This window comes from Streptomyces sp. ISL-36, from assembly GCF_018614205.1.
GTDB lineage: Bacteria > Actinomycetota > Actinomycetes > Streptomycetales > Streptomycetaceae > Streptomyces.
The window spans coordinates 1-22,666 of sequence record NZ_JAGGOS010000024.1 but is presented as its reverse complement, the minus strand read 5'-3'; the positions used below and the strand labels follow the sequence as shown (position 1 = coordinate 22,666).

General features: G+C 69.6%; 30 protein-coding genes and 1 pseudogene. 22 read left to right on the top strand and 9 right to left on the bottom strand.

Translation table 11 applies throughout. The features are described from left to right. Positions 1–13: 13 nt before the first annotated feature. The 3 genes from J7E93_RS06485 (at position 14) to J7E93_RS06475 (ending at position 1,086) form a co-directional block, all read left to right on the top strand. Positions 14–367: a hypothetical protein gene (locus J7E93_RS06485; RefSeq protein WP_215066299.1), complete on the top strand. Its 354-nt coding sequence runs from the start codon at positions 14–16 to the stop codon at positions 365–367. Positions 368–460: 93 nt separating this feature from the next. After that, positions 461–715, top strand: coding sequence for a hypothetical protein (locus J7E93_RS06480; protein WP_215066297.1), 255 nt, complete (start codon positions 461–463; stop codon positions 713–715). Then, a complete protein-coding gene (locus J7E93_RS06475) occupies positions 712–1,086 on the top strand; it encodes a PIN domain-containing protein (protein ID WP_215066296.1) in 375 nt (124 codons plus the stop codon). Before J7E93_RS06480 ends, J7E93_RS06475 begins: the two co-directional genes overlap by 4 nt. A 77-nt stretch (positions 1,087–1,163) precedes the next feature. Here J7E93_RS06475 and J7E93_RS06470 read toward each other — a convergent pair whose 3' ends face one another. After that, entirely contained in the window at positions 1,164–3,839 is a 2,676-nt protein-coding gene (locus J7E93_RS06470) for an ATP/GTP-binding protein (RefSeq protein WP_215066295.1), read from the bottom strand. 201 nt (positions 3,840–4,040) lie between these two features. Here J7E93_RS06470 and J7E93_RS06465 point away from each other — a divergent pair, with 201 nt between their 5' ends. Further along, positions 4,041–4,316 carry a hypothetical protein gene (locus J7E93_RS06465; protein ID WP_215066294.1) on the top strand — a complete coding sequence of 92 codons (276 nt, stop codon included), beginning with the start codon at positions 4,041–4,043 and terminating at the stop codon, positions 4,314–4,316. On the opposite strand, the gene J7E93_RS06460 is transcribed toward J7E93_RS06465, so the two are convergent. Further along, entirely contained in the window at positions 4,280–6,112 is a 1,833-nt protein-coding gene (locus J7E93_RS06460; RefSeq protein WP_308367923.1) for a zeta toxin family protein, read from the bottom strand. The two genes, J7E93_RS06465 and J7E93_RS06460, sit on opposite strands and share 37 nt — an antisense overlap. A 430-nt stretch (positions 6,113–6,542) precedes the next feature. Here J7E93_RS06460 and J7E93_RS06455 point away from each other — a divergent pair, with 430 nt between their 5' ends. Both J7E93_RS06455 and J7E93_RS06450 read left to right on the top strand, forming a co-directional pair. Then, positions 6,543–6,998, top strand: a complete 456-nt coding sequence (locus J7E93_RS06455) for a hypothetical protein (protein WP_215066293.1) — start codon at positions 6,543–6,545, stop codon at positions 6,996–6,998. A 65-nt stretch (positions 6,999–7,063) separates the two neighbouring features. Then, entirely contained in the window at positions 7,064–8,107 is a 1,044-nt protein-coding gene (locus tag J7E93_RS06450; RefSeq protein WP_215066292.1) for a DUF6292 family protein, read from the top strand. Positions 8,108–8,120: 13 nt separating this feature from the next. On the opposite strand, the gene J7E93_RS06445 is transcribed toward J7E93_RS06450, so the two are convergent. The 4 genes from J7E93_RS06445 to J7E93_RS06430 form a co-directional block, all read right to left on the bottom strand. After that, positions 8,121–9,140: a hypothetical protein gene (locus J7E93_RS06445; protein WP_215066291.1), complete on the bottom strand. Its 1,020-nt coding sequence runs from the start codon at positions 9,138–9,140 to the stop codon at positions 8,121–8,123. Positions 9,141–9,367: 227 nt separating this feature from the next. Then, the gene (locus J7E93_RS06440) at positions 9,368–9,643 is read right to left on the bottom strand and encodes a hypothetical protein (protein WP_215066290.1); all 276 of its coding nucleotides are present in this window, start codon (positions 9,641–9,643) and stop codon (positions 9,368–9,370) included. Positions 9,644–10,131: 488 nt separating this feature from the next. Continuing rightward, complete coding sequence (locus J7E93_RS06435; RefSeq protein WP_215066289.1) at positions 10,132–10,428, bottom strand: hypothetical protein; 297 nt, start codon at positions 10,426–10,428, stop codon at positions 10,132–10,134. A 182-nt stretch (positions 10,429–10,610) separates the two neighbouring features. Beyond that, positions 10,611–10,814 carry a hypothetical protein gene (locus J7E93_RS06430; RefSeq protein ID WP_215066288.1) on the bottom strand — a complete coding sequence of 68 codons (204 nt, stop codon included), beginning with the start codon at positions 10,812–10,814 and terminating at the stop codon, positions 10,611–10,613. A 323-nt stretch (positions 10,815–11,137) separates the two neighbouring features. On the opposite strand from J7E93_RS06430, the gene J7E93_RS06425 reads away from it, so the two are divergent. Further along, complete coding sequence (locus J7E93_RS06425) at positions 11,138–11,527, top strand: WYL domain-containing protein (protein ID WP_215066287.1); 390 nt, start codon at positions 11,138–11,140, stop codon at positions 11,525–11,527. Positions 11,528–11,689: 162 nt separating this feature from the next. Next, positions 11,690–11,971: a hypothetical protein gene (locus J7E93_RS06420; protein ID WP_215066286.1), complete on the top strand. Its 282-nt coding sequence runs from the start codon at positions 11,690–11,692 to the stop codon at positions 11,969–11,971. A 71-nt stretch (positions 11,972–12,042) separates the two neighbouring features. Here J7E93_RS06420 and J7E93_RS37765 read toward each other — a convergent pair whose 3' ends face one another. Then, a complete protein-coding gene (locus tag J7E93_RS37765) occupies positions 12,043–12,177 on the bottom strand; it encodes a hypothetical protein (protein ID WP_285440884.1) in 135 nt (44 codons plus the stop codon). A gap of 90 nt (positions 12,178–12,267) precedes the next feature. On the opposite strand from J7E93_RS37765, the gene J7E93_RS06415 reads away from it, so the two are divergent. From J7E93_RS06415 to J7E93_RS06400, 4 genes are all read left to right on the top strand, one after another. Next, positions 12,268–12,477, top strand: coding sequence for a hypothetical protein (locus J7E93_RS06415; RefSeq protein WP_215066285.1), 210 nt, complete (start codon positions 12,268–12,270; stop codon positions 12,475–12,477). A gap of 122 nt (positions 12,478–12,599) precedes the next feature. Then, on the top strand, positions 12,600–12,905 hold the full coding sequence (locus J7E93_RS06410) for a hypothetical protein (RefSeq protein WP_215066284.1): 306 nt from the start codon (positions 12,600–12,602) through the stop codon (positions 12,903–12,905). Between the two features lie 284 nt (positions 12,906–13,189). Continuing rightward, positions 13,190–13,858, top strand: coding sequence for a class I SAM-dependent methyltransferase (locus tag J7E93_RS06405; RefSeq protein WP_215066283.1), 669 nt, complete (start codon positions 13,190–13,192; stop codon positions 13,856–13,858). Further along, positions 13,855–14,559 carry a DUF6065 family protein gene (locus J7E93_RS06400; RefSeq protein WP_215066282.1) on the top strand — a complete coding sequence of 235 codons (705 nt, stop codon included), beginning with the start codon at positions 13,855–13,857 and terminating at the stop codon, positions 14,557–14,559. Before J7E93_RS06405 ends, J7E93_RS06400 begins: the two co-directional genes overlap by 4 nt. A 194-nt stretch (positions 14,560–14,753) precedes the next feature. Here the strand turns inward: J7E93_RS06400 and J7E93_RS06395 are convergent, their stop codons facing one another. Both J7E93_RS06395 and J7E93_RS36795 read right to left on the bottom strand, forming a co-directional pair. Continuing rightward, positions 14,754–15,503 (bottom strand): transposase family protein, encoded by a 750-nt coding sequence (locus J7E93_RS06395; RefSeq protein ID WP_215066281.1) that lies wholly within the window; start codon positions 15,501–15,503, stop codon positions 14,754–14,756. Positions 15,504–15,615: 112 nt separating this feature from the next. After that, positions 15,616–15,780, bottom strand: a pseudogene (locus tag J7E93_RS36795) (IS630 family transposase); the annotation flags it as partial. A 281-nt stretch (positions 15,781–16,061) separates the two neighbouring features. Here J7E93_RS36795 and J7E93_RS36790 point away from each other — a divergent pair. The 10 genes from J7E93_RS36790 to J7E93_RS06350 all read left to right on the top strand — a co-directional run bounded on the left by J7E93_RS36790 (position 16,062) and on the right by J7E93_RS06350 (position 22,366). Then, the gene (locus tag J7E93_RS36790; protein WP_251066138.1) at positions 16,062–17,066 is read left to right on the top strand and encodes a hypothetical protein; all 1,005 of its coding nucleotides are present in this window, start codon (positions 16,062–16,064) and stop codon (positions 17,064–17,066) included. After that, positions 16,957–18,210 (top strand): phosphoadenosine phosphosulfate reductase family protein, encoded by a 1,254-nt coding sequence (locus J7E93_RS06390; protein ID WP_251066149.1) that lies wholly within the window; start codon positions 16,957–16,959, stop codon positions 18,208–18,210. Before J7E93_RS36790 ends, J7E93_RS06390 begins: the two co-directional genes overlap by 110 nt. A 63-nt stretch (positions 18,211–18,273) precedes the next feature. Next, on the top strand, positions 18,274–18,777 hold the full coding sequence (locus tag J7E93_RS06385) for a DUF6884 domain-containing protein (RefSeq protein WP_215066279.1): 504 nt from the start codon (positions 18,274–18,276) through the stop codon (positions 18,775–18,777). Positions 18,778–19,000: 223 nt separating this feature from the next. Continuing rightward, the gene (locus tag J7E93_RS06380) at positions 19,001–19,666 is read left to right on the top strand and encodes a hypothetical protein (protein ID WP_215066278.1); all 666 of its coding nucleotides are present in this window, start codon (positions 19,001–19,003) and stop codon (positions 19,664–19,666) included. A gap of 56 nt (positions 19,667–19,722) precedes the next feature. Further along, positions 19,723–20,235: a hypothetical protein gene (locus J7E93_RS06375; RefSeq protein WP_215066277.1), complete on the top strand. Its 513-nt coding sequence runs from the start codon at positions 19,723–19,725 to the stop codon at positions 20,233–20,235. Between the two features lie 83 nt (positions 20,236–20,318). Further along, complete coding sequence (locus tag J7E93_RS06370; protein ID WP_215066276.1) at positions 20,319–20,825, top strand: hypothetical protein; 507 nt, start codon at positions 20,319–20,321, stop codon at positions 20,823–20,825. Positions 20,826–20,896: 71 nt separating this feature from the next. Beyond that, positions 20,897–21,109: a hypothetical protein gene (locus J7E93_RS06365; RefSeq protein WP_215066275.1), complete on the top strand. Its 213-nt coding sequence runs from the start codon at positions 20,897–20,899 to the stop codon at positions 21,107–21,109. Positions 21,110–21,404: 295 nt separating this feature from the next. Beyond that, positions 21,405–21,794 (top strand): DUF3846 domain-containing protein, encoded by a 390-nt coding sequence (locus J7E93_RS06360; protein WP_215066274.1) that lies wholly within the window; start codon positions 21,405–21,407, stop codon positions 21,792–21,794. 72 nt (positions 21,795–21,866) lie between these two features. Further along, positions 21,867–22,136: a hypothetical protein gene (locus tag J7E93_RS06355; protein ID WP_215066273.1), complete on the top strand. Its 270-nt coding sequence runs from the start codon at positions 21,867–21,869 to the stop codon at positions 22,134–22,136. Beyond that, positions 22,133–22,366 (top strand): hypothetical protein, encoded by a 234-nt coding sequence (locus J7E93_RS06350; RefSeq protein WP_215066272.1) that lies wholly within the window; start codon positions 22,133–22,135, stop codon positions 22,364–22,366. The genes J7E93_RS06355 and J7E93_RS06350 overlap by 4 nt, the downstream gene beginning before the upstream one ends. Positions 22,367–22,666: the final 300 nt, after the last annotated feature.

Below are 22,666 nucleotides of genomic sequence, written 5' to 3'. Positions count from 1 at the left end.
AGAGGGGGTCGGCATGAGCCTGAAGGCGCACACGAGGACGCGCGCCACCGTCGTCCGCGCCGGGTACTACACGACGCTGGTGTCCCTCGCCGACTGGTACGGCGGGCAAATCCTGGCCGCGGTGGACACGAGCGTCGTCCAGAAGATCACGCGCAAGGCGCGCCAGGACCTGCCTGGTGTGGAGCTGTGGGTATGGGCTCGAGTCGATGCACGGTCCGCTGAAGACCTCGCACTGAAGGACTGGACCCAGCCGACGGCCAACCCCGGAAACGCGGAAACCACCCCGCCGTCCGAAGGCGACGGGGCAGGCGGAGTATGGGCGGGGAGCCCTGCGAACACCGTGCCGATCAGCCCCTGGGCCGCATGAGACGCGTCAGGTTCACCGAGAGGTTCGATCGCCACTCTGCCAACAGGTTCAGAGGGCAGTCCGATGAGTTCTACCGGCGGTAGAATCGTCGGCATGAGTAAGCCGACGAGCATCAAGACCAGCGAGGCCGTGCGCGACCGGCTGCGCACCCTTGCCGACGAGCGCGGCACCACCATCACGGAGCTGCTGGAGGAGCTCGCCACCCGTGAGCTCACGGAAACCGAGCGGGAGCAGCGCGCCATCGAGGCCGCTTCCGAGCTCGGCGTCGAGTACACCGAGCAGGTCGAGCAGGCCGGCCAAGACGCCTGGGCGAAGATCCGCGCCCATCAGGGCAGCGCCGCCGCGTGAATCTGACGGCCGTCCTGGACCACACCGCGTTGACCGCCCTCTATCGGGCGGACCCGTTCTTCACCGGCCTGTACATCGAGGCCTCGCGCGGCACCGGTCGCGTCCTGGTTCCGTCGCTGTCCGTTCTCGCTGCCGAGCGTCAGGTTGCAGGAGCGGGCAAGCACGCCGCGTCGCTGCGGTTCACGGAGAACGTCCCCTTCAGCACAGCGCACGCCGTCGATGCGATGGACTGGAGAAGCGTGGACTGGCCGGTGGCTCACGCCGCGGCGATCGCCTGGCAGGCGGTCAAGGCGGGTGAGCCGCTCACGGTTTTGTCACTTGAGCCGGAGCTGTACGCGGGAACGGGCATCACCCCGCTGAATCCCACCTGAGCGCGTCGCATCCAGACGCCGGCGCACATCGCAGGAACGGCGGCCGTTTCCACTGGAAGCGGCCGCCGGCTTCCTTCTCAGCGCGCGTTGTGCAGGTACTCGCGCCGTGCGGTGACCAGCGTCCGCCATCGGCGGCGGGTGCGCTGCTCGCCGTCCAGCCACCGTGCCGCGGAGTCACCGCTGAGAGAGCGGTCGGCCATGAAGTGGGCGATGTCGACGTAGTACGCGTAGTCGCCGCCGCGAGTGAGGTTTTGCAGCCGTGAGATCGCAGCGCTGAGCTTGTCGTAGTCGTTGTGGACGGCGTGGTGGAAGCACAGGGCCAGTTCCAGCGCGGCTTCGGCGGCTGTCAGGCCGGCGTTGCTGATTTCGGTGCGGAGCAGGCGTACGGGCTCGAGGCTGCTGATTGCCCCGGCGTCTCGGACGAGGGCAGCGATCTTCGTGGTCAGGGCGGTGGCGCGGAGGTCGAGCCCGGTCAGCAGCTGTTCGGCAAGGTGGAGTTCGTCGTCGGCGGCGTTCGGGTCGGTGAAGGCCAGGACGAAGGCGCGCTGGGCCTGGCTGGTGGCGCGCTCGCCCGCGACATTGTGCTGTTCGGCCTCATCGCGGGCGGCTTCATATGCGGCGGCCGCGCGTTCCATGTCGCCGTGGGGCCAGAGGATGTCGCCTTCGACGCGGTGGTGGCGGCCTTCCCAGCCGAGGGTCTGCGCGACGTCGTACGTGGTGGGGAAGTCGCCGGCGAGGCGGGCGAGGTGGGCCAGGCCGCGCCGGGCGGCGGGGGCGAGGCGGCCGCCGCCGTCGGCGACGAGCTGCATTCCTTGCCGGGAGTCGTCGGAGCGGCCGATGTCGCGCTGGGCCTTGGCGAGGTAGTAGACGGCCATCTCGTGCAGGTCGGTGGGCAGCAGTCCGGTGTTGACGACGGTGGTGAGCCGGTCGGCGGTGACGGTGCGGTGCTCGTGCTGGCGGCGGGCGAGCGCGCTGAGCAGTTCGACCAGGGCGTCGGCCGCGGTCTCCGACCTCTCAGTGTCTGGCCGGGCGGGTGGGGCGATGGGCTCCCACACGGAGTCGCTGACGTAGCTCCATGCCGCGCCGGCGAGCCAGTCCAGGTCGAGCCGGAAGTCGCGGGCAAGGGCGAGGCCTTGGCGGAGACACCCGACCAGCAGCACCCGGTCCCGCCCGGAGCCGGCGGCCCACTGCCCGCCGAGCGCTTCGAGGGCCCGTTCGGCGGCCTGCTGCCAGTCGCGCGGGGACCAGCGGTCATCGGCCTGGTCGTCAGCGCCTTTGACGGTGGAGCGGATGAGGCCGTGCAGGTGGTACGGCCACAGCCCGAAGGGCTGCTCTCGGACGAAAGGCCGCTCGATCAGCCGCATCGCCGGCGCCTCGTGGGTCATGCCCGCCGCTCGGGTTGCCAGGGCGAGGTCGAAGGCGTCCAGCAGCGCGACCGAGCGCAGGACATGACGCTCATCCGGTGTGAGGTCGGACAAGGTGCGGGCGATCAGGGCCGGGAAGTCGTGGTCGAAGTCGGCCGGCTGCGGGTCACGGCCCGTACGGCGGATTTCCAGGAACCGCATCACCGACAGGTCAAGGTAGAGCGGCAGGCCGTGGGACCGGTCGGTGATGACCTGGCGGATCTCACCCCCGATAAGCGGCTGTCCGTCGCGGGCGAGCCGGCGGGCGAGGTAGTCGTCGCAGTCCTCGGGGGAGAAGTCGCCGATCAGCACCTGCCGCCTGCGGCCGCGGCCGGCGAGCGCGGATGCGGTGCGGGCACCTGGGATGTCGTGCGCGACCAGGCCGGGCCAGGCGACGGGCCCGGTGTAGTCGAGTTGGCCCTGGAGAGCGGAGTCCGCCCACTGCAGGCGGGAGCGGCCGGTGATGACGAAGAAGGCATTAGGCATGAGCCACACCACCCGCTGCAGCAGGCGCTCCAGGTCCCGGTGGGTGCGGTCCCCGACGTCCTCGAAGGTGTCCAGCAGGATCACCGGCGTCACCTTCTTGTCCGCCGGGAGCTGCGCCAGCTCCCAGGCCAGCAGGTGCGGGTAGAAGGAGAGCGCCTCCAGGTCCGGCTCAGCTTCCAGCAGGTCGGCGAGCCGCGCGCATCCGGCGAGCGCCCGGACGGTCTGCCGGCGCTCGCGCAGCGCCCGCACGAGGGAGCCGGTCACCGCACCGACCGCCGTGCCGACGCTGCCCGGCAGCAGCAGCGCCTGGGCGACGTCCGCGAGCGCGGACTGCATCTGCTGCGGCATCGCCTTGCCGAACCGGCCGGCCAGGCCGCCGCGGCGCAGGTACTCCTCCAAAGGCTCGCCCGGGTGCTGCTGCTCCCAGTAACGCCGTAGCGCCAGATCGAAAGCGGGCAGCGGCCGGCCGAGCTCTGCGAGCGCGGCCCGGATCGTCAGCACGACCTGCTCGAAGTCGGTGCCGGCGGAGCGGGCCAGGTCGATTCGTACGGGCAGGATCCGCTCACCGGACCAGGTGGGCTCCCCCCACTGGGCAGGCCGGTGCTCAGCACCGGCCAGTGCGGCCTCCAGCTTGCGGGACAGCGTCGTCTTGCCGATGCCACCGACTCCATGGAACACCTGCAGATTGTCACGCGGGGCCTCGAGGTCCTCGGCGTCGAAGGCGGGGTCAGCGGTGCGCCGCAGGTGCTCGGCGAGCGCGGCACCCACCAACTCCCACTGAAACTGGCGGTTCGTGAACGCCTCCGCCGTCGACAGGCCGCGGTCATTCGTACTGAACAACGCCCTGAGATCCCGACCTGCCACGCCCAACCCCCGAAAAACGATGATCACCTGGGCCCAACCTATGCCGGAGCGAGCCCCCTTGAGGGAAGCATCCCCCGGATGCTGTGACGTGCGCAGGAGCCCCGCCCGCCGATCGTGGCGCGTCGCGGCACTGGGCCACCGAATTCGGCCAGGGAGACAATGGCCGTTTCACATCAAGATCAACACAAAGGCGGTACTGCCGTGTCCGACACCCCCAACCGCGACTTCTCCCAGCTGGAAGGCGGCGATGAACTGCAGGCGGCGGACATCGTCCGGGACGTGGTGACCTGGTACAACACCCAGCTCGCCACGGAGCGTCGCTCCCCGGTGCCCGACGAGGACCGGATCGAGGAGCTGAAGGCAGGCCGGCAGGCCGCGCTGGACGACCAGCAGCGGCTGGGCACGGCCGACCCGCAGGAGACGGCCCGGATCGCTGCCCTCTACGCCGCGCGGCTGAAGGAACTCAACGAGTCGTAGCCCGGGGCCGTCCTCAGCACGGGGAGCGGCCAGACGGGCGGGTGCGGCCGGTCGATCCGGGCCGGCTGCACCCGCGCGGGCATCAACGGCCTTGCCAGCGCGGCGATCTCGTCCAGCTCACGGCGGTGCTGGGGCAGCGCCAGGCGCAGCGCGTGATGGAGTCGGAGGAACTGGGCGGCCTCCTGGTCGGTGTAGGGCCGCTGCCGCTCCGCCGCCAGCGCCCACGACACCGGCGCGCCGCCGCCGGCCTCGTGGCGCAGCAGGGCCTCGCCGTCCCGCCGGATTACCGTCACGGCCGTGATCGCCGGATGCGTCTGCGCGAGCTCCACGACGTCGGCCAGAGCGCGGAAGCACTGGTCGTGCCCCGCTCGGGAGGTGAACCGGCCGTTGCCCCCGATCTGCAGGGCACGGGCATACCGCAGCGCCGTCGCCAGCCGGCTGTCGGCCTCCCGCACGGCCAGGACCACCAGCTCGACCGGATAGCCGCCGGTCGCGAACGGCAGCGCACTGCCCAGGAACTCCTTCACGCTGCCCGGCGCGCCCTCGATGAGCACGTCACCGCGCCGGACCCGCACGTACGCCTCGGCCTCGGCGAACCAGGCCCGGTAGTCCGTCCGGATCGCCGCGCCCGCGTTGCGGGGATCGTCCCTCAGCAGCTGGAAGTAGTCCGGATGCGACGCCTTGAAGTCATCGCCCACCAGGTGGACCGTCCCCGGCCGCATGGCCCGCCTGACCATCCTGGCCGCCAGCAGCTTCCCCGCGCCCGGCTGGCCCAGTACGTAGACGGCCCGCGGGTCGTCCCGGCGGATGATGCCGTTCAGGTAGGACGGGGCGATCAGCTCGTCGAAGACCCAGCGGTGTTCGTCGGCCGACAGCCGGTAATAGTCCACGCCCGGCGCCTGCCGTCGCGGCTGGGCGAGGCGTCGTACTGGTTCCGCGAGGGCGGCAGCGCGCTCGGCATCCCGCTGGACGGCCAGGCGCCGGTCCTCGCAGGTTAGTTCGCGGTGCAGACGCTGGTCGGTCCGGGCCAGCTCCCGGCGGAAGAGGGCTGTCTCCCGCGCGGACCACGGCCGCGACCGCTCGTACGCCACCGCCTTCTCGGCCGCCGGCCGACGACGCCACGTCCCGTCCATGAGCTCGTTGTCGTACAGCACCGTGCCGTCGCGGCGTACGACGGTGATGCGGTCCGCCAACTGCTCGGCCTCGATGACCGCGAGCGTCGCAAGCATCTGCTTCGCGCACGTGTCGTGGTTCTCCCACGACACGTACCGACCGCCGCCGTCGATCGCCTCGCACAGGAAGCGGTCCAGGATTCCGAGCTGGCTCCACGCCTCCGCTGTCGCCACCGCCACCACCTCGACGCGGGAGCCGGCCTGCCGGTACGCACCAGCAGACGTACGGAACTCGGCGGGATCGGCCAGGGCCGACTCCACCACTGCGTCGAAACCGTGAGTGCGGACGTACTCTTCGACGGCGGCCTGCCAGCGGCGCGTGTCCGCCCGGACCTTCACCCCCGCCGTGCGGACATTGACGGCCAGCAGTTCGGCGTAGTGCTGGTGCGCGGCCTTGTACAGGTCACTGCCGATCCGCACCGCGCCGCCGCGACGGTCCAGCACCGCCTGTACGAGGTCAGCGACTTGGGTCTTCCCTGCGCCCGGCTGACCGGCGACGATCACGACGACCGGCCGGTCCTGGCGGGCAGCGCCTTTCGTCCACGCCGGAAGGATCACCCGGGTCAGAACGTCGCGGCTTTCGTCGTCGGACAGCATGACCGATACGACGTCCCTATCTCTCACCGGTTCTCCTGGGCGGCAACGAGCGTCTCCTTGCTGATCGGCAAGTCGTGCTCTTCGTGCATGTCGTCGTGCGCTGGCCAACCGCCAGACCCGATGAAACAACTATACCATGTACATATCACGATCGCGGGTGTGGTGCATGTCTGCCGTGCTGCCAGCTGGTGAGTGACGGGGGGTGGCTTGGCGATTCGCGGGCACGCAAAAGGCCGGCGCCCAATCCGCCGAAGCGGGTGGCAAGGGCACCGGCCAACCGAAAACACACACTCCGCGGGAGAACCCGAGAGGCGGTCTCGTTAGCGAGTGTATCCGCCCGGCGCCACCTTGGGTACGCGCCTCCTTGCCGACGGTGACGCAAAGGGGGTATTGTTGTCTCGTTGGCGTGTCGTGGCAGCGCGCCGATACCGAACACACCTCACACCAGGAGCAGCCCATGCCCGTCTACCTCACCCGGCGCGATGCCGACCATCACGTCCAGGAGCTCGAGGCCCCCGCCGTCATCGACGCCGCAGGCCACGCCGCCTCTGACAGCGCGCGCCTTGCGTGGCCGGCCACCGCCGCGGCCGCGACCGCCGAACTCGCCGAGCTCGCCCGTGACCTGGCCGACGCCGGCGTCACCGTCCAGTGGCACTGCGACGGCCTCGTTCTGCCTGACCTCGCCTCGGGTCCGGGCGAAACCGCCGGCATTCGCGTCCACACCACGCGCCGCGCCCCGCACGCCCTGTACGTCATCACCGCCACCGCCCTGGTCCCCCTCACCCACGCCGCCGGCGCCCTCGCCTACTTGCGGCCGCTCATCGACGCCGTCCCCCGCAGCTGCGACGGATGCGGCGCGGAGCCCGGCGAGCCGTGCCTGCCGAACTGCCTGCCGGACCCCTCAACTGCCTGACGCCCGCCCCGGGCGGGGCGCCGTCGCCGGCGCCCCGCCCGCACCGTGATGGAGAAACGAAGAAGATGATCCGCGCCGGACGCCTGAAGTACGCACAGACCATGGCCGACCTGGCCGCCCAGCTGGGCATGCCGCTCGGCACCTTCCGCAACAAGAAGCCCCACACCCAGGAAGGGCACCCCGCCCCGATCAGCTCGCCCACCTCGAGGGCGCTGCTGTGGGACAGCGAGCAGACGAAGGCCTTCCACGCCGGCCAGCCCGTACCGGCCCTGCCCGAGATCGACGACGACGAGGATCTGCTGGACCGCCACGAGGCCGCCGCCGAGCTCGGCGTGGCGCCGGCCAGCTGGAACAAGTACAAGAGCGACCCCAAGCTGGCCGAGCACGTCGTCCTCGTCCCCGAACAGGACGGTACGGAACACTGGCCGCGCCGCATCGTCCGCGGCTACAAGGCCGCCCGGCCCGGCAAGGGCGCCGGCGGCGGCCGCCGCACCGGCAGCGGCGACATGATCCCGCGCGACCAGATCCTGCCGCGCATCGCCGAACTGCTCGACACCAACCCGCAGATCACGATCAACGAAGTCGCCGATACCCTCGGCATCGCGAAGTTCCCCACCGCCCAGGCCGGCCTCGCGCAGCTCCGCGGCCGGCGCATCGCCGACCTGGTCGAGGCCACTCCAGAGCTCACCCCGGTCGAGGCCGCCGAGCGCCTCGGCTACCCCACCGTCACCCACCACGGCGCCGCGACCATCGCCGAGGCCGAACTGCGCACCCGACGCGCCCTTCCGTACCTGCAGCAGGTCGCCGACGCCCTCGCCCAGGCCAGCGTAGCCGAGCCGGTTCAGGTCGAGGTGCGCCAACTCGCAGGCGATCACCTGGCGGCCGCCGTCCCGCTCACCGCCGGCCAGGCCGCGCCCGCGCTGGTGTGGGACGAGCGGTACGGATGGCGCACCGCCACCAGCCGGCGCCACCCGATCGGCCAGGACACCGGCACCGCTCCGGAAGGCGAGGGCATCCGCTACCTCGGCAGCGGAACCCGGCCGGAGCCGGCCGAGCTGCTCGAGGCCTTCGCCGACGGCCGCAAGGGCTCCAAGCGCCCCAAGGCCTGAAACTGCCAAGGAGTCAGCCGGCCCGCGAGTAGCTCGCCGCAGGGCCCACGGTGCCGGAGCCGAAACGGCGGTTGAGCGCGTCGATGGCCTGCTCGGCGCGCAGCCGGTGCTCCCGGTCGGCGTCGAAGGAGAGCTGCTCGCAGGTCGCGGCGGCGTCCACGAGCTGCTCGCAGCGCAGGGCGACCGCCCGCACCCGGGCCCGCTGCAGCCCCAGGGCCCGGTACATCTCGTACGAGGCGTCGCGCAGATCGTCGGTGTGTGCGGACGGGCCGCCGGGCAGCTGGCGGCTGCGGTGCAGCTGGGTGCGGTCGGCGAAGGTGACCGTCAGCGTGACGGCCTTCGCCGCCTGCCGGCGACCGCGCAGCCGCTCGCCGAGCTCGACCGTCAGCGACAGCAGCGCGGAGCGCACCAGCTCCGGGGCCAGGGTGTCGGTGGGGAAGCGGCGCTGCGCGGCCGCGCTGTGCGGGAGCTCGGCCGGTACCACCCTGCGTCGGTCGACACCGCGGGCCCGCTCGCGCAGCAGCCGGCCCGACCTCCCGCCCAGGACCCGCTGCACCGTCGCCTCCGGCAGGTTCGCCAGCAGACCGATCGTGTGCACCCCGTACGTCGTCAGCGTCCGCTCCTGCGCGTGGCCGATGCCGTGGAGTTCACCGACCGGCCGCGGGTGCAGGAACGCCGCCACCGCCTCGGGGCTGGAGCCGACCGCACGCACGCCGCTCCGCCCCGGCTCCCGGGATGCCATCGCCGCGACCGTCCAGTTGGGTCCCACCCCGATGGCCACGGGCATGCCGTACAGCGCCAGGGCGCGCGCCCTGATCATCCGGGCCAGCTCGGCCGGATCGCGGTCGAAGAACCGGACGCTGCCGGAGACGTCCGCCATGGCAGCGGACGGCGGCAAGGCCTGCACCACCGGCGTCACGTCCGCCACCAGGCCGAGCAGCAGGCGGTACAGCTCGGGATCGACATCCCGCGGGCAGCGCAGATGGAGGATCGGCGAACCGGCTCCCACGGCCTTGTCGTGCTGCTCGTCCATGGCGACACCTCCCACCCTCACCGTACTCGAACAAGAATCGAACGCGCATCGTCCGGGACGGCACGCACAGGGCTTGCCCAGCCCCCGTCCGGGGCTTGCCCACCCGCCGCCGCCGAGGCTTGCCCAGTCACCTGACCGGCAGAAACGTCCATGGGTGCATGCAGGGACGTGCACTTCGTGCAGGGTGCACACCAAGTCAGGGAAGCGGCCGTCGCGGCGGGCCTGGCTCAGCTGATCGCTGGCCGGCCTTCGCTCGGCGCTACGGCTTCGACGCTGACCGGCCGGTCCAGTGGGAGGTCGAAGCTCTTGAACCGGCCGAACTCCAGCGCCTGGTCCTCGACGCGGTGGAGCGACACATCGACCGTCCCCGGCTGGCCCGGCAGCTCACCGAGGAGCAGCGCCAGCGCCAACAGCTCGCCGCCTTCCTGCGCCGGTTCGACGGCCCGGCCGGCCCGTGAGGCGTGGGCAAGCCTGCCGGCGGCATGCCCGGCTGAGGGTTGCACCCACAGTTGTCTGCACAGTTGTCTGCACAGGTGCACCCAAAGGTGCTCCGGAGGTACTACCGGAGGTGTGAACCCCCCTTTCGTGATCTTGGACGTTTCCCCTGGTCAGGCCCCCTGGGCAAGCCCATTTCCTACGCCGACACCTCTTTCTTCCGCGATAGTCGGAGGAAGAGGCTTGTTGTTTCTGACGGCCCGGCGCGGCCTGCTCGCTCTGTCGTCTCTCCCTCTTCTTCTCCTCCGCCTCCCGCCCCCGTCGTGCCGATGCTCCCGCTCCGCCGGCTGGCCCGCCGCCCTCGGCCCCGGCTCGCCAACTGCGCGATGGCAGAGCGGCAAATCGGACACGCTCGCAGTCCTCGCCTGTCACACTGAATGTGCCTCGCCGCCTCCCCCGTCGGCGGGGCACTTGAGTCTCCGGCCGCCGCTCATCGTGCTGTTGGAGGAACGCGAAACGGCCCCGCCGACAGGCGGGGCCGTTTTTGGTGCGGCTCTCAGATGTGGTCGTGGCCGACGCCGTGGAAGCGGGCCAGCAGCGCGTGGCGGATGTCGGTGTGCTCGGCGTCAAGGTCGGCCAGCTCGTCGTCCAGGGCGCTGACGGTCACCGGGTCGGTCGCGCGGTCGCGGGCCGCGCGCAGGGCGGCCGTGTCGTCCAGGTTGCACATCAGGTCGTACAGAGAAGCGGGGCGGGCGGTCGCGCTCGCGGTCGCGTGCGCAGCGATGAGGGCGCTGCAGAGGCCGCTGGAGACGGCGGTCCAGGGGGCGTTGAAGCAGAGGGTCACGGTGCTCATGGTTGGTTCTCCTGGGTTCGCGCGGTGTTTCCGGTTGTCGTCCGGCTGCCACTGCCTGGCGACTGGAATAACTATATCCCACATGCATCACGGAGCCAACGGGAGTCCGTCCTGTGAGCGCGCGTTGCCGTGGAACGCGAAGCGGCCCCGCCGGTGGGCGGGGCCGCTTCGCTGGGGTCGACTCAGTGCGCGTCCCAGTCGATCCGGCGACGCTGGGGGCGGGGCGGCTCGCTGCCGGTGCGCAGTGCCAGCTTGAGCGCTGCGCGGTCCCGCTTGTGGGCCGCCCGCTGGAGCCATGTCCGGCTGCCGTCCTTCAGGAAGGGGGACAGCCAGGGCCGCTCCTTGTACTGGAGGTGCGCGGGGCGGTCGTGGAACGTACGGGCCATCTCGGGGGCTCCTGTCCGCTGTTGATTTGTCGTGGTGCGTGTTTCTCGGTCGCCGCCCGGCTGCCACTACCTGGCGACTGAGATAACTATATCCGCTATGCATCACGAGGTCAACAGTGCGGGCCCGTGGGGTGCGTCGGGGTCACAGGAAGGGGTGCCGCGTCGGGCGACTGCCTGCCGGGGCTGGTGGGACTTCCGGGAGGAGTCGAGGCGAGAGGGCGTTTCTGCTTCCCTTTGTGATTCATGTGGGATATAGTTGTCTTGTTGGTCGGCGGTGGCAGTCGGCCAACACCGAAGACACACCACGTCGCTGGGAGATCCCGATGTTCAACACGATGAAGCGCACCGCCCGTCAGACCTCCACCCGCACCCTGGCGGACCTGATCCGCGCGATGGACGGCAAGCGGGCCGTAACCGTCACCTACATCGACAGCGACGGCGAAGAGTCGGTGCGCACCATCGAGATCCACGACATCCGCACCACCAACAAGGGCCGCATCATCGTCCGGGCCATGTGCCGGATGCGCGGCGAAATGCGCACCTTCCACCCCGAGCGGATCGTCTCCTACACGATCCACCGGATCCGCTTCGTGCTGGACGCCCCGGCAGGCGAGACCCGCTTCGCCCACGCTGCGGAGACCGAGGCGGAGCTGATCTCCCTGGAGATGGACCGCGATTACCCGGACCTGAAGCCGCTGGTGCTGGCCGCGTAGGCCGCGCGGGCCCGCCCCTCACCGCGCGGGCCCGCCCCTCACCGCGCGGGCCCGCCCCTCACCGGGCGGGCCCGCCGCCCCGGCCCACCCCCTTCAGCACTGCGCGGCGGCGCGGCGCACACCTCCCGCGCTGCCGCTCCCCGAACCTCCGGAGTTGCTCGCATGTCCGTCCACGCCCCGGCGTCCCAGCTCGCCCCCGCCCGCACCGCTCCCGCGACACCTGCCACGTTCCACCCGAAGCGCCCCACCGTCCTGTCCTACGGGCTGGGCGCCGACAGTACGGCGATCCTGCTGATGGTCCTGGCCGATCCGGCCGCGCACGGCCTGGAGCCGGATCTGTCGGACCTGATCGTCGTTCACGCCATCACCGGTGATGAGTTCGTCGACTCACTCGACTACGTCAATATCGGTAAGTCCGGCTATCAGAACCTGCGGAATGACTGAAGTGAAGTGCGGGTGGCAGCGTCCGAATGCACGACTCTCGACAACGCAATGCGTCAAAGTGCTGACGGTGCTCAGCCGACCGCGATCGAATAGCCGCCGCCAAGATCGCCCTCAGGCGATGTCAGGGTGAAGCGCAGGTGCTGTGCGCCGTCTGGCCCGCCGAGGCGTTCGGCCAGCGCGGCCGCGTGCAGGGCGCCGATGTCCAAGGAGAGACGCCTGCTACTGGGACTGAACTCGTGGTGTCGTAGGGGCTGATGGCTCCTGGTCCGTGCGGTATCCCCGAAGGATGCTTGCAGGTGGAGCACGAAACGTGTGACATGCTCCGGGACACCCCCGAGCTCGCGGCCGCCATCATCACCGGGATCGGCTTGCCGAACTCACGCGGGCTCAGCCCGGTGACCGAGGGTATCCAGTACGGCTCCGACGCCTTGAACAAGACACATGCCGAGCTCATCTCACCCGTGACCGGCAGTTACGGGACAAGGCTGCTTGGGCCCACTGAGTGAATTACATGGAAACGCATAGCCCATTGGAGTGATGTTGCAAACCTTCATCGTCGACTCCGGTAAAGATGTACTCAACTGTGCACGGTGCGCAGTCCTACACGATGTGACAATCGGGAGTGGTGATGGCGTCCGAAAACCCCGCAATCTTCACTGATTTCGTCAGAATCGACGATCACGTGCAACAGATTCAAGATGAGCCGTGGTCAATGTACTGGGGCGAGATGCGTGCTGGAGAAGCGCTAAAGTTTATCCAGGATCCAGTCCCGGCACTCAAGGAACGCGGTGTTGATGCGGACGACTACAGTGTCCAGGTAAACATCCTGAACTCTGAAGCATCGGCTATCCCGACGCAGCCGATCTGCATCGTCGCGATGGTGTTCCCCAACGAGAAGGCCGCTTTCATTACGTCGTACCGCCACACGCAATGACTTCGGCGATCACACGGCCAATTTGTGAACAAGGCCCGAATCCAGAGTCGTTCGACTCCGCGCTGACGCCTCTCTTGGTCCCTGATGCTTCGGTTCTGCTGAGCCGTGACCTTCGCGCTCGTCGACTCGATGCGGACTGGCTTTTGTACCTGCGTGCTGATGCACCGGCTACCGCCGTACTGAGGATCAGCGACTCTGCCATGGCGATTCTGGCTGGCATTGGAACGTGCGGGGTCGTTTCATCCCTCCAAAGCCAGAGCGACCCGAGGTTCACGCTTGGCCTTATGCGGAACCTGCTCGACGTCGGATTGGTACTGCCAACCACGTGGGCTCGATCCGGCGAACCCTGCACGATTACGCCGGATGAAGTCCACAACTTGCGGACTCGTGTGGCTCCGGGCGAGACTACCGCGCTGGAACTCGAGGACCTGTCCGCTTATGTGGCTGCACGGTCGCTCGTCGGCACATCGTCGGCTTTGCTGATTGGAGGGCGACGTGGAGGCACCGCTTCTGCGATCGCTCTGGGCCTACAGGCTTCCCGCTCGGAGGCGAAGCTCACATTCATTTGCGATCAGGAGTGGCATCGCCAGCAACTAGAGGCCGTCGACCCTGCACGGAAGTTGCCCAGCGAGCTTCCTAGAATTGAAGAACAACTGGGCCGGGCAGGCGTTACTGAACTTGTACAGTTGCTAGTCAAGGACTCTTGCAGTAGCGACGTAATGGACGAAGTGTCCGAGGTCGACTTGCTATACGTTGATGCCTCACATTCCTATGACACGCTGTCGGCAGACTTGACGGCATGGCTGCCTCGTGTTCGATCAAACGGCGTTGCAATGGTGCACGGGTACGGGAATTCTCTACGCCCCACAGTTTCGTCGATCTTCAATCGACACTTGGATTCATTTTCTAATTTCAATACGGTCCAAACGCTGGCCATCGGAACCAAGAAGTGATCATCAAATACACGTCTACCGAGCCATGGTTTCCGGCACCCAGTCGGATGCGGCCGACTATTAACGGCGTCGATCGCAAGCTGGCGGCTCTTGCCCGCCCCCCGGCCCTGCCTATGCATTGCCGCCCATGGCTGGAGGCTAATTCCACCGGCATCACAGTGCCATTTCCATATTCCTTCACCGCTACCGTCACCGGGGGCCCAAGCGGCGAGATGACGGTAGAAATGTCAGACCGAGTGGGGTCCAAGCCGCCGGGCGACATCGTGCATCAATTCGCGCCTGGCTATTTTGGCGTTCTGACGGGTTACACGTTTGCGACCGAAGCACCAATCGGGCTTTATGCGCTCGGCCATCCAGATTCATCTGTTAAGGAATTGCATGTTTCGGGATTGCTCGAAACATGGTGGTACCCTCGGCCAATGTTCGTAGTATTTCGGCGACCAGATGAAGGGCAAGTAATTCACTTCCGCTCAGGCGATCCCCTCTGCCATGCCGTACCAGTTGTCTGCGGAGGATTGGATATCCGGCAAGTCGACGAGCAAGAGGAAGTCGACTTCTCTGTGGCCAAGCAGAAGTACGAGGAGGAGCGCCGGGCGCGAGTCGACCTGACTTGGACGAGCGTGGAGGGCGAGTCATTCTCCCGTCTATACAAAGAGAAGTCGCGTCAGTCGCGACGTGAGTTTCGACGTACCGACAGATAACGCGGCTATCTGAGATTGAACTCGTGGTGTTGTCTGCGGTCAGGGGTTGATGGTCAGCCCGGTCTCGGCGAGGCAGCCGTCTATGAGGTCGCTGCGGTACTGGATGTGCCGTAAGCCGCGTCGGATGCGTGGGATGAGGTGGTCAGTACGATCGGGTCGCCGAGCTGCTGATGGGCGGCGATCAGTGAGCGTTTTCAGCGTTGCCTCTCCAGGGTGAGGACTGCTGCGGCGATGACCGTCATGCGGTTGGGGCTGCAGCGTGCCCGGCGGAAGATTCGCCAGGACTTCAGTCGCGCGACGCTTCGTTCGACCGGGGCTCGCGCCGCTGACAGTGCCCGGTTGATCGTCCGCTGGGTCGGGGTGAGGTCCTGGTGCGGGAGCCGTCTGATCGGCGTGGTCACCCAGGAGCCGGCGCCGATGTAGGCGCGGTCGGCGAGGACGGGAACGCCTTGGCGTTCGCAGATCCGGATGATCCGGTGGGTGCGGGCTGCGGTCAGGTCGTGGGTGCGTCCTGGCAGTGTGGGCGAGATCCACAGCAGCTTGCCCGCGGGATCGGCGACGACCTGCACGTTCACTCCGTGGCGGCGGTGCTTCTGGGAGAAGTCGGCCCGGCTGTCGCCGACCCGGTCGCACTCTGCGAGCGTTCCGTCCAGCAGGACGTGCTCGGGATCGGTCTCCCGCAGGACCCGCAGCAGGCCGGGCGCCCGGCAGGACAGGTGGTCGACGACGGCGGTGACGTAGGCGTGGGCGGTGCCAACGGATATGCCGAAGCCGGCGGCGATCTGTGTGAGCGGGTCGTGCCGGCGAAGATAGATCAGGGCGACGAGAGCGCACTGGTGAGGCGGGAGCTTGCAGTGGCGGTCACCCTCACGGGTGATGATGAGCATGGTTACCCACTCGACCAGGGCGTGAGGCAGGTCGAGTACGGCAGGATAGGGAAGCAACGAGGCTCCTGCGCTGATGAGTTGAGACGTCGAACACCTCTCTTAACGGCACAGGAGCCTCGTGCGTTGCGGACGTCGGCACCGTCACTCGATCAGTGGGCCCTCTGAAAACGCTCAGTAGGTCCCGGTAGTCGCGCCAGGAGAAGCTCTTGCGTCCGTCGCGCCGGCCGCCGTCCCGGCGCGGCCGGTAGATCAGTCGGGATCTGTGGCCGGGCTTGTAGCAGGTCAGTGCGGCGATGGATATCCGTCTTTGGGAGCGGTCGCGGATCCGGACCACGGGCGTGCGGCCTCGCTGCGCCCAGGTCTTGGCGTTGAGCTCGCCGACCTTCCGTCCTGACCCACCCCGCTCATGCTCGGGTCCCACCCGACTGACCTGCCGCCCCCGCTGGACTCCCTAGTGTTGGACCTTCGCCGGGCCGGGCAGGCGGCGGGGCGACCCGACTCGGTGATGTATGTATGGTATTGTTGTCTCGTTGGTCGGTGGTGGCAGCCGGCCGACGACCGCAAACACACCCGCCGGCGGGCCTCGGTCCGCCGCATCCCGCAAGGAGAGTCCGCATGCCTTACGGCCATGACATCACCGCCGGAATGCTCGTCATCGACCGCTCCCACATCGGCACCTACAGGCAGGGAAGCGAACCGATCTGGCTCGTCGAGGGAGTCGAGCGGCGGGAGGAACGCTTTCCCGCGAGCACCCTGATGCCGACCTATGTCCAGCTCCGGAACGCCGAGCGGCACGGCGCGAACACCACGCCGCAGAACTCAGGATGGACCTGCCTGCGCCAGGTCGACCGCGTGACCGAGGCCGCCAGCGAACCCGACCGGGCCAACCCCACCGCGCTGCGCATGGACGTCAGCCTTCACGCCTTCCTGCGCGCCCAGCGCTTCCAGTGGGCCACCTCCGACGACTATCCGACGGTGCGCGACATGGTCAACGCGGCCCCCTACGACCGGCGCGACGGCGGAGCGTTCCTCGTCGGCGCCCGGCCCGTCACCCCCCATGGCCTCGCCTACGAACTGGATGCCCTGTCGGTCTGCCTGTCGAACCTGAACCACGCCCTCCACGAAGGCCGCACGCCGGCCGCGGAGCTCGAAGAGGGCGGGCACGTCCGTGCCCGCGCTGACAGCCGCCCGAGAGCGGCTGTACGGCGCGCTGGAGGCGGTCCGGGGTTGAGCCTCGCCCCTCCTCGGGCCGCACTCGACCGGCCCGGGCACCTCGCCCGGGCCGGAGTCGACGGATCGCCCACGCCGCTGGACGCCGCCGGCGCGGCCCTGTGCGCCCGCCGCGTCACCGCGTGGCTCCAGGGCTTCTCGGCCACTTCCCGCCGCGCCCGAAGCGGTTCTGCACCTCGAACTGACCCGCACCACACCAGAGCTGGACGGCAGTGGCAGCTGTCCGGCACCGAGAACACCACTCCGCACCCTGAGGACACCCATGGAGATCACCACCCGTCTGCAGCTGCTGGAAGCCGTCCGGCGCGCCGACCAGGCCGACGCCGCGTACACCGCAGCCGACCGCGCCTGCGCCCGGGCCATCCAGGCGGCCGTGGACGCGCTCGCTGACATCGGCCGCTGTGAGCAGCAGCTGGCCACCGCCCGCGGCCGCGCCCAGAGGTGGGCCGCCGCCAACGTGCTGGAAGCGGCACGGCAGACGTACGTCGACCGCGGCCGCCGCAAGCAGAACGCCAAGGCCAAACTGCGCCGAGCCTTCATCGCGGGCCGTACCGCCAACCGCGAGCTGGCCGCCCTGTACGCCCCGCACGCCCGTGGCCGCGCCACCGGAGGTAAGCGCCGGCCGGCTGTCGCGGCCAGCGTCCTGGACGAACTGGCCGCCATGCCGATGGAGATGATCCGCGCGGCCGACGCCCTGGTCATCCAGTCCAGCGCCGGCAAGGACTCGCTCGTCATGCTCCACCGGCTGGCGACCTGGGCGGCCCAGGCCGGCTGCAAGGACAAGGTCGTCGTCGTCCACTGCGACCTGGGCGACACCTCCGAGTGGCCCGGCGTGCGCGAGCTGGCCCAGCGCCAGGCCGAGCGGTACGGCCTGCGCTTCGTCGCCGTGGACTCCGGCGGCGGCCTGCTCGGCCTGGTGGAGAAGCGGGGCATGTTCCCGGACGCCGCCCGAAGGCTCTGCACTTCGTCCCTGAAGCGCGACAAAGCCAACGTGCTGCTCACCGAGATCGTCGCCACCCTCGGCCTGGACCGGCAGGCGCTCATCATCAACTGCCTCGGCATCCGCGCCGCCGAATCCACCGCGCGCAGCAAGAAGCTTCCGCTGTCCATCGACACCCGTACCAGCAACGGCAAGCGGCTCGTCCTGACGTGGCACCCGATCTTCACCCTGTCCAACTCCGAGGTCTGGGAAGAGATCGCCTCCGAGGGCCTGGAGTACCACCCGATCTACGACACGCTGCTTCCCCGGCTCAGCTGCGTGTACTGCGTCCTGGCCGGCCCTGACGCGCTCGTGCTGGCCACCCGAGCATGCTTCGCTCTCGGCCTCTCACTCCCCACCACCTACGTGGCCCTGGAGCAGAGGATCGGCCACACCTTCAAGCAGGACCTGCGCCTGTCCGCCGTCGTGGCCGCAGCCCGCATGCTCGACGCCATTGACGGCCAACTGCAGTGGTCCCGCGGTGATGCGATCCGTGACCTGCTCGGCGAGGCCGCAGCTGCTGACTACCTCCACCGCCTGGCCCTGGCTGCCTGACCCCGCTCCGGGCCCGCCGCGCGTCGCGGCGGGCCCGGCTCGCTTCCCGTGAAGGACACCGCCTTGAACACCACCCCCGTCCCCACGGTCGCCGGCCCCGTCGTCGTCGTGCCGTGCAGCGCCGCCAAGCTCGCCACGACCGTCCCCGTCCCGGCCGCGGACCTCTATGTCGGACCGTTCCACAAGCTGTGCCGCAGGGCCGCGCACGCCATCACCAGTCACGCCGGCGCCGTCCTGGTCCTCTCCGCGGCCCACGGCCTTGTGACGCTCGACGAGCAGCTCACACCGTACGAACTGCGCATGGGTGAGCCCGGAAGCGTCCAGGCCGACCAGCTGCGCGCCCAGGCCGACCGCCTCGGCCTCCACTACGTCCCGCAGCTGGTCGCCCTCGGTGGCCGCGCCTACGTCGATGCCCTCACCGCCGTCCGGCCCGACGTCCTGCGCCCCCTGGCCGGCTGCCGCGGAATCGGCCAGCAGCGCGCTCGACTATGTCGCATCGCTGCCGCAGAGCAGCCGCTACTCGTGGCCCTCGAGTTCGCGGCCAGCGGCGGCCGCGACGACTGGTAACCCGAATTCAACAGAGGGGCCCCCACTGCGTGGGGGCCCCTTCGCGTTCAGGGGCGGCCTTCCCCGGAGCACCGCACATGGCTTGCGACCTGCGGAAGTTAGTCATGGAAGGACGTCCATCCACCCCCAGTTCGTGAGCCATCTGCGGTATAGTTGTCTTGTTGGTCGGCGGTGGCAGTCGGCCAACACCGAAAACTCGCACCCGAATTCACGGGAGAACTCTGTGTTGACGCAATTCACCGACCCATTCGCCGTCCGAACCTTCGTGACCCTGCGCCCCGACCTCCTGGTCCGCGAACGCGAGCAGGAGCAGGACGGCCTGCTGGACCTCGCCGGGCTGTTCTCCGGCCCCGGCCCGTACAACACCGTCCGACTGGCCTGGGGGGCGGAGATGCATCACCACCCCGCCAGCTCCGGCGACTCCAACGACGTCGCCTCCGCGCTCGCCGAGCTCTGCGGGTACGACCCCATGGACATCCGGGGCACTGTCCACTTCACCGGCAACAGCCGTGAGAGCGACAGCGCACCGGGCATGGACGACGAGAACCACTTCGCCCTGCTGGAGGCCCTGGCCCAGGTCTGCAACGCCCAGGGAGTGCGCCTGTGGCGCCAGTACCGGCCGTGCCACACCGTCATGATCCGGGCGACCGACTACGCCCCCGGCGACCTGATCTGGGACCACACCGGCACACAGCACCGCTTCGCCTCGCTGGAGCCCTACCCGCCCACCAGTGACCTCGCCCGGCGGCATCCCGACGCCCGCCGCTACGTCTGCACGGACGGCTGCTCCATGCCCGCCCCCTCGCACGGCCACGGGATGCGCGCCGACCGCGCCCCCGCTGGCTACTGGCAGCGCACGGGCAACCAGCTCCTGCCCGCCGCCGACTGACCACCCGCCGCCCGCCCGGGCCAGGGCCCGGGCGGGCCCTCATCGAGGAGCTGTCCATGCGTACCACCGTTGACCACTTCACGACCGCCGAGGAGGTCGCCCTCGACCAGGCGCGCGGCCTGGCCCGCACGATCGCCGACACGCTCACCGCGATGTACCCGAGCGCCGCCTACCTGGTGCTGGAGCGTGACGAGGACGACCGCGATGTCCTGTGGCTCCACAGCATCCGGGACATCACCGGCCACATCCTGTGCGACTTCGAACCAGGCTCGGCCCCGCTGCCCGACCTCACCGACACCGAGCTGCGACAGGCGTGGGGCGAACTGGACCCGCAGCGCCCCAGAGACCTGCTTCACCTGGTCCGCCGGCTGGAAGACGTCGGAGGCTGCTTCGACTTCCTGCCGGACTCGGCCGAGCGCGAGGACGACCCGGGCGACTCAGGCCCGAGCCTGCTCTGCCTGCTCCTGAGCGACCAGGCCGAGCCCGGCCTGTGGGAGTGGGGCGGTGCGGCGATCCTGCGCCCCTACAGCGCCCCCAGGCCGCTCACCGGCCCCGTCACCCGCGACTGACCGCCCGCCGCCCGGCGGGAACGCCGGGCGGCCGCCGACGCAGTGTCGCCGGCCTCGACCACTCCACGCAGAAAGGCGCCGCGATGTCTCACGTACCGAACCCCGACTACTCGTTCGCCGGCGCACCAGCCGCGCGAGCCGCCGACCTGAAGGCCGGCGGCCAGATCCCCCTGCTCGGCGGCGCCGCCGTCCTCACCGTCCTGGAGGCCGTCCACGACACCGCCAGCGGCTCCACACTCCTGCACCTCGACCCCCCGGCGAGCGGTCCCGGCCCCGTTCAACTTCCCTCGACCGCCCTGGTCAACGTCCACCGGCTCCAGCCCGAGGCCGAGGCCGAGCAGGACGCCGACGAGGACACCGAGGATGAAGAGGTCACGGTGACGGTCGCCCTGACCGTCACCGAGGAGGTCACCTACGCATTCGAGGCCGAGCTGGAGCTACTGGCCAGCGCCGTCGCCGACCCCGAGGCGCTGCGCGATTACCTCGCCGAGAACGAGGACGTCTGGCTCGACCATCTCGACCCCCTCACCCACTGCATCAGCGTCGACGAGCGCAGCCTGGACGACGCGTCGCTCGTTCTCGCAGTCTGACCCGCCCTTCCGCCGGCCGACCGGCTACGCCGTCGTCCGGCACCCTCGCCCTCACCTGCCGAAGGAGAACCGTGCCCGAGTTTCACGTCACCTGGGAGATCGACCTGGACGCCGCCAACGCGGTCGACGCTGCCCGCAAGGCCCTCGCGATCCAGCGCGACGCCGGCTCCTGGGCCACCGTCTTCACCGTCCACGGAGAGGCCCAGACGGTCACCGTCGACCTGGACCCTGACCACCTCGCCCCCTCCGGCGGCGGCGTCCCGCTGGTCGTCCTCGCCGCCTGACAGTTCCTCTCACGCGCCCCGGTACGGCCCCGCGCCGCACCGGGGCGCACCTGCGTCCCCGGCCGGCCGTCTCTCCTGCCGCGGCCGCCTTGGAAGGGTGCTCGACCGATACGCCGGCAGCGCGCAGCGGGACCAGGCCGGCCGCCTCCCCGAATGGCCGCTGACCTCGCAAAACGCCACCAGGAAGATTGGTGCCGACACCCTTTGTGACTCATAAATGGTATAGTTGTCTCATTGGATGGCGGTGGCAGTCGGCCAACACCGGAAACCCACACTCCGAACAAAGGGGACAGCTATGCCCGCGACCGCCACGGCCGCCTGGACCTTCGCGCTCTGGGTATCGCCCACCGGCACGTTCCGCCTGCTCGACTGGGGCACCGTCACCACCCCGCAGCAGGCCCTGTGCTGCGACACCGCCCAGCCCCTCGGCCTCACCCCCGCGCTGACCATGTGGACGGACGAGGACGCCATCACACTGCGCCGCCCGCGCAACGCGCACGCCTCGGAGCTGCTGCGCGCCTACCAGCCGCACCCCGGCCTGCACTTCGGCGACGTCGTCTTCACCGGCGCCACGGACTCCACGACGGACGCGGTCCAGGGACTCACCGAGGACCAGGCCCTGACGCTGCTGGACCTCTACCTGCTGCGCATCACCGCCCGCGTACCGGGCGCGCGGCGCCACTGACACCAGGTCACCCCCGGGGCCCCGGAGGAATTTCGGGGCCCGCCCCCCTGGAGAATCGAGAAAGGGAAAACCATGAAATTCACGATCGTCGGCGACTGGTACGACTGCTGGGATCTCGCCTCGACATTCGCGGTCGTCACCGAGGGAGAAACCCTCGACGAGGCCAAGCAGAATGCGGCCGAAGCCGTTCTGGAGCACTTCCCGCACCGCGCCGAAGGCGAGGCGGGCGAGACCCCCGAAACCCTCTGGGGCGGCGACAACGGTGCCTACGTCGTCGCGGCGTTCGAGGGGGACCTGAGCACCCAAGCCCTCGAGAGCGCGACGTTCGAGCTGATCGCATGACCGCAGCAGCCACCCAGACGTTCACCGTCATCGGCCTGACCCTGGACGTCGACTGCACCGAGCTGCTCATCGCCGCCGTCCTGCCCGGCCCGGTCGCCGACCAGATCGAGCTGCTCGCCACCAGCGAAGACGACTTCACCCGCTGGGCCGAGGAATTCGACGCCCCCGACCCGGACGCGGCCGCCGCCCTCGCGTACGCGCACTGCCGCAGCGGCTGGGACGACAACTGACCACTGGGGCGCAGCCATCCGGCTGCGCCCCTTCGTCTCTCCGGACTCCCTCGGCCGCCGGGTAGGGGAGAGGCCGGCCGGAGCGTCGCCGCGGCCGCCGGCGCCCGCGGCAGGCCCGCGGGGAGTCTGGGCGCAGCGGTCGGCCGCGCGCAGCACCATGGGCGCAGCGCAATGCTCTCTCCCCGGGGGCGGGGCGCTGCACCGTCCGCGCCGCCCGGTGGGGCGGTCCGCTGCGCTCCCCGCCCCACCTCGCTGCGTGCCGGGCACTCCGCTGCGCTCCGGCCCGGACCGAGCGCTGCG

Excerpts from the sequence above, each read along its gene's own strand:
- J7E93_RS06375 (WP_215066277.1), top strand. The coding sequence starts at position 19,723 with ATGCGTACCACCGTTGACCACTTCACGACCGCCGAGGAGGTCGCCCTC.
- J7E93_RS06410 (WP_215066284.1), top strand. The coding sequence starts at position 12,600 with ATGGCGTCCGAAAACCCCGCAATCTTCACTGATTTCGTCAGAATCGAC.
- J7E93_RS36790 (WP_251066138.1), top strand. The coding sequence starts at position 16,062 with ATGCCTTACGGCCATGACATCACCGCCGGAATGCTCGTCATCGACCGC.
- J7E93_RS06370 (WP_215066276.1), top strand. The coding sequence starts at position 20,319 with ATGTCTCACGTACCGAACCCCGACTACTCGTTCGCCGGCGCACCAGCC.
- J7E93_RS06480 (WP_215066297.1), top strand. The coding sequence starts at position 461 with ATGAGTAAGCCGACGAGCATCAAGACCAGCGAGGCCGTGCGCGACCGG.
- J7E93_RS06425 (WP_215066287.1), top strand. The coding sequence starts at position 11,138 with ATGTTCAACACGATGAAGCGCACCGCCCGTCAGACCTCCACCCGCACC.
- J7E93_RS06485 (WP_215066299.1), top strand. The coding sequence starts at position 14 with ATGAGCCTGAAGGCGCACACGAGGACGCGCGCCACCGTCGTCCGCGCC.
- J7E93_RS06430 (WP_215066288.1), bottom strand. The coding sequence starts at position 10,814 with ATGGCCCGTACGTTCCACGACCGCCCCGCGCACCTCCAGTACAAGGAG.
- J7E93_RS06405 (WP_215066283.1), top strand. The coding sequence starts at position 13,190 with ATGCGGAACCTGCTCGACGTCGGATTGGTACTGCCAACCACGTGGGCT.
- J7E93_RS06445 (WP_215066291.1), bottom strand. The coding sequence starts at position 9,140 with ATGGACGAGCAGCACGACAAGGCCGTGGGAGCCGGTTCGCCGATCCTC.
- J7E93_RS06435 (WP_215066289.1), bottom strand. The coding sequence starts at position 10,428 with ATGAGCACCGTGACCCTCTGCTTCAACGCCCCCTGGACCGCCGTCTCC.
- J7E93_RS06455 (WP_215066293.1), top strand. The coding sequence starts at position 6,543 with ATGCCCGTCTACCTCACCCGGCGCGATGCCGACCATCACGTCCAGGAG.
- J7E93_RS06355 (WP_215066273.1), top strand. The coding sequence starts at position 21,867 with ATGAAATTCACGATCGTCGGCGACTGGTACGACTGCTGGGATCTCGCC.
- J7E93_RS06350 (WP_215066272.1), top strand. The coding sequence starts at position 22,133 with ATGACCGCAGCAGCCACCCAGACGTTCACCGTCATCGGCCTGACCCTG.
- J7E93_RS06420 (WP_215066286.1), top strand. The coding sequence starts at position 11,690 with ATGTCCGTCCACGCCCCGGCGTCCCAGCTCGCCCCCGCCCGCACCGCT.
- J7E93_RS06450 (WP_215066292.1), top strand. The coding sequence starts at position 7,064 with ATGATCCGCGCCGGACGCCTGAAGTACGCACAGACCATGGCCGACCTG.
- J7E93_RS06360 (WP_215066274.1), top strand. The coding sequence starts at position 21,405 with ATGCCCGCGACCGCCACGGCCGCCTGGACCTTCGCGCTCTGGGTATCG.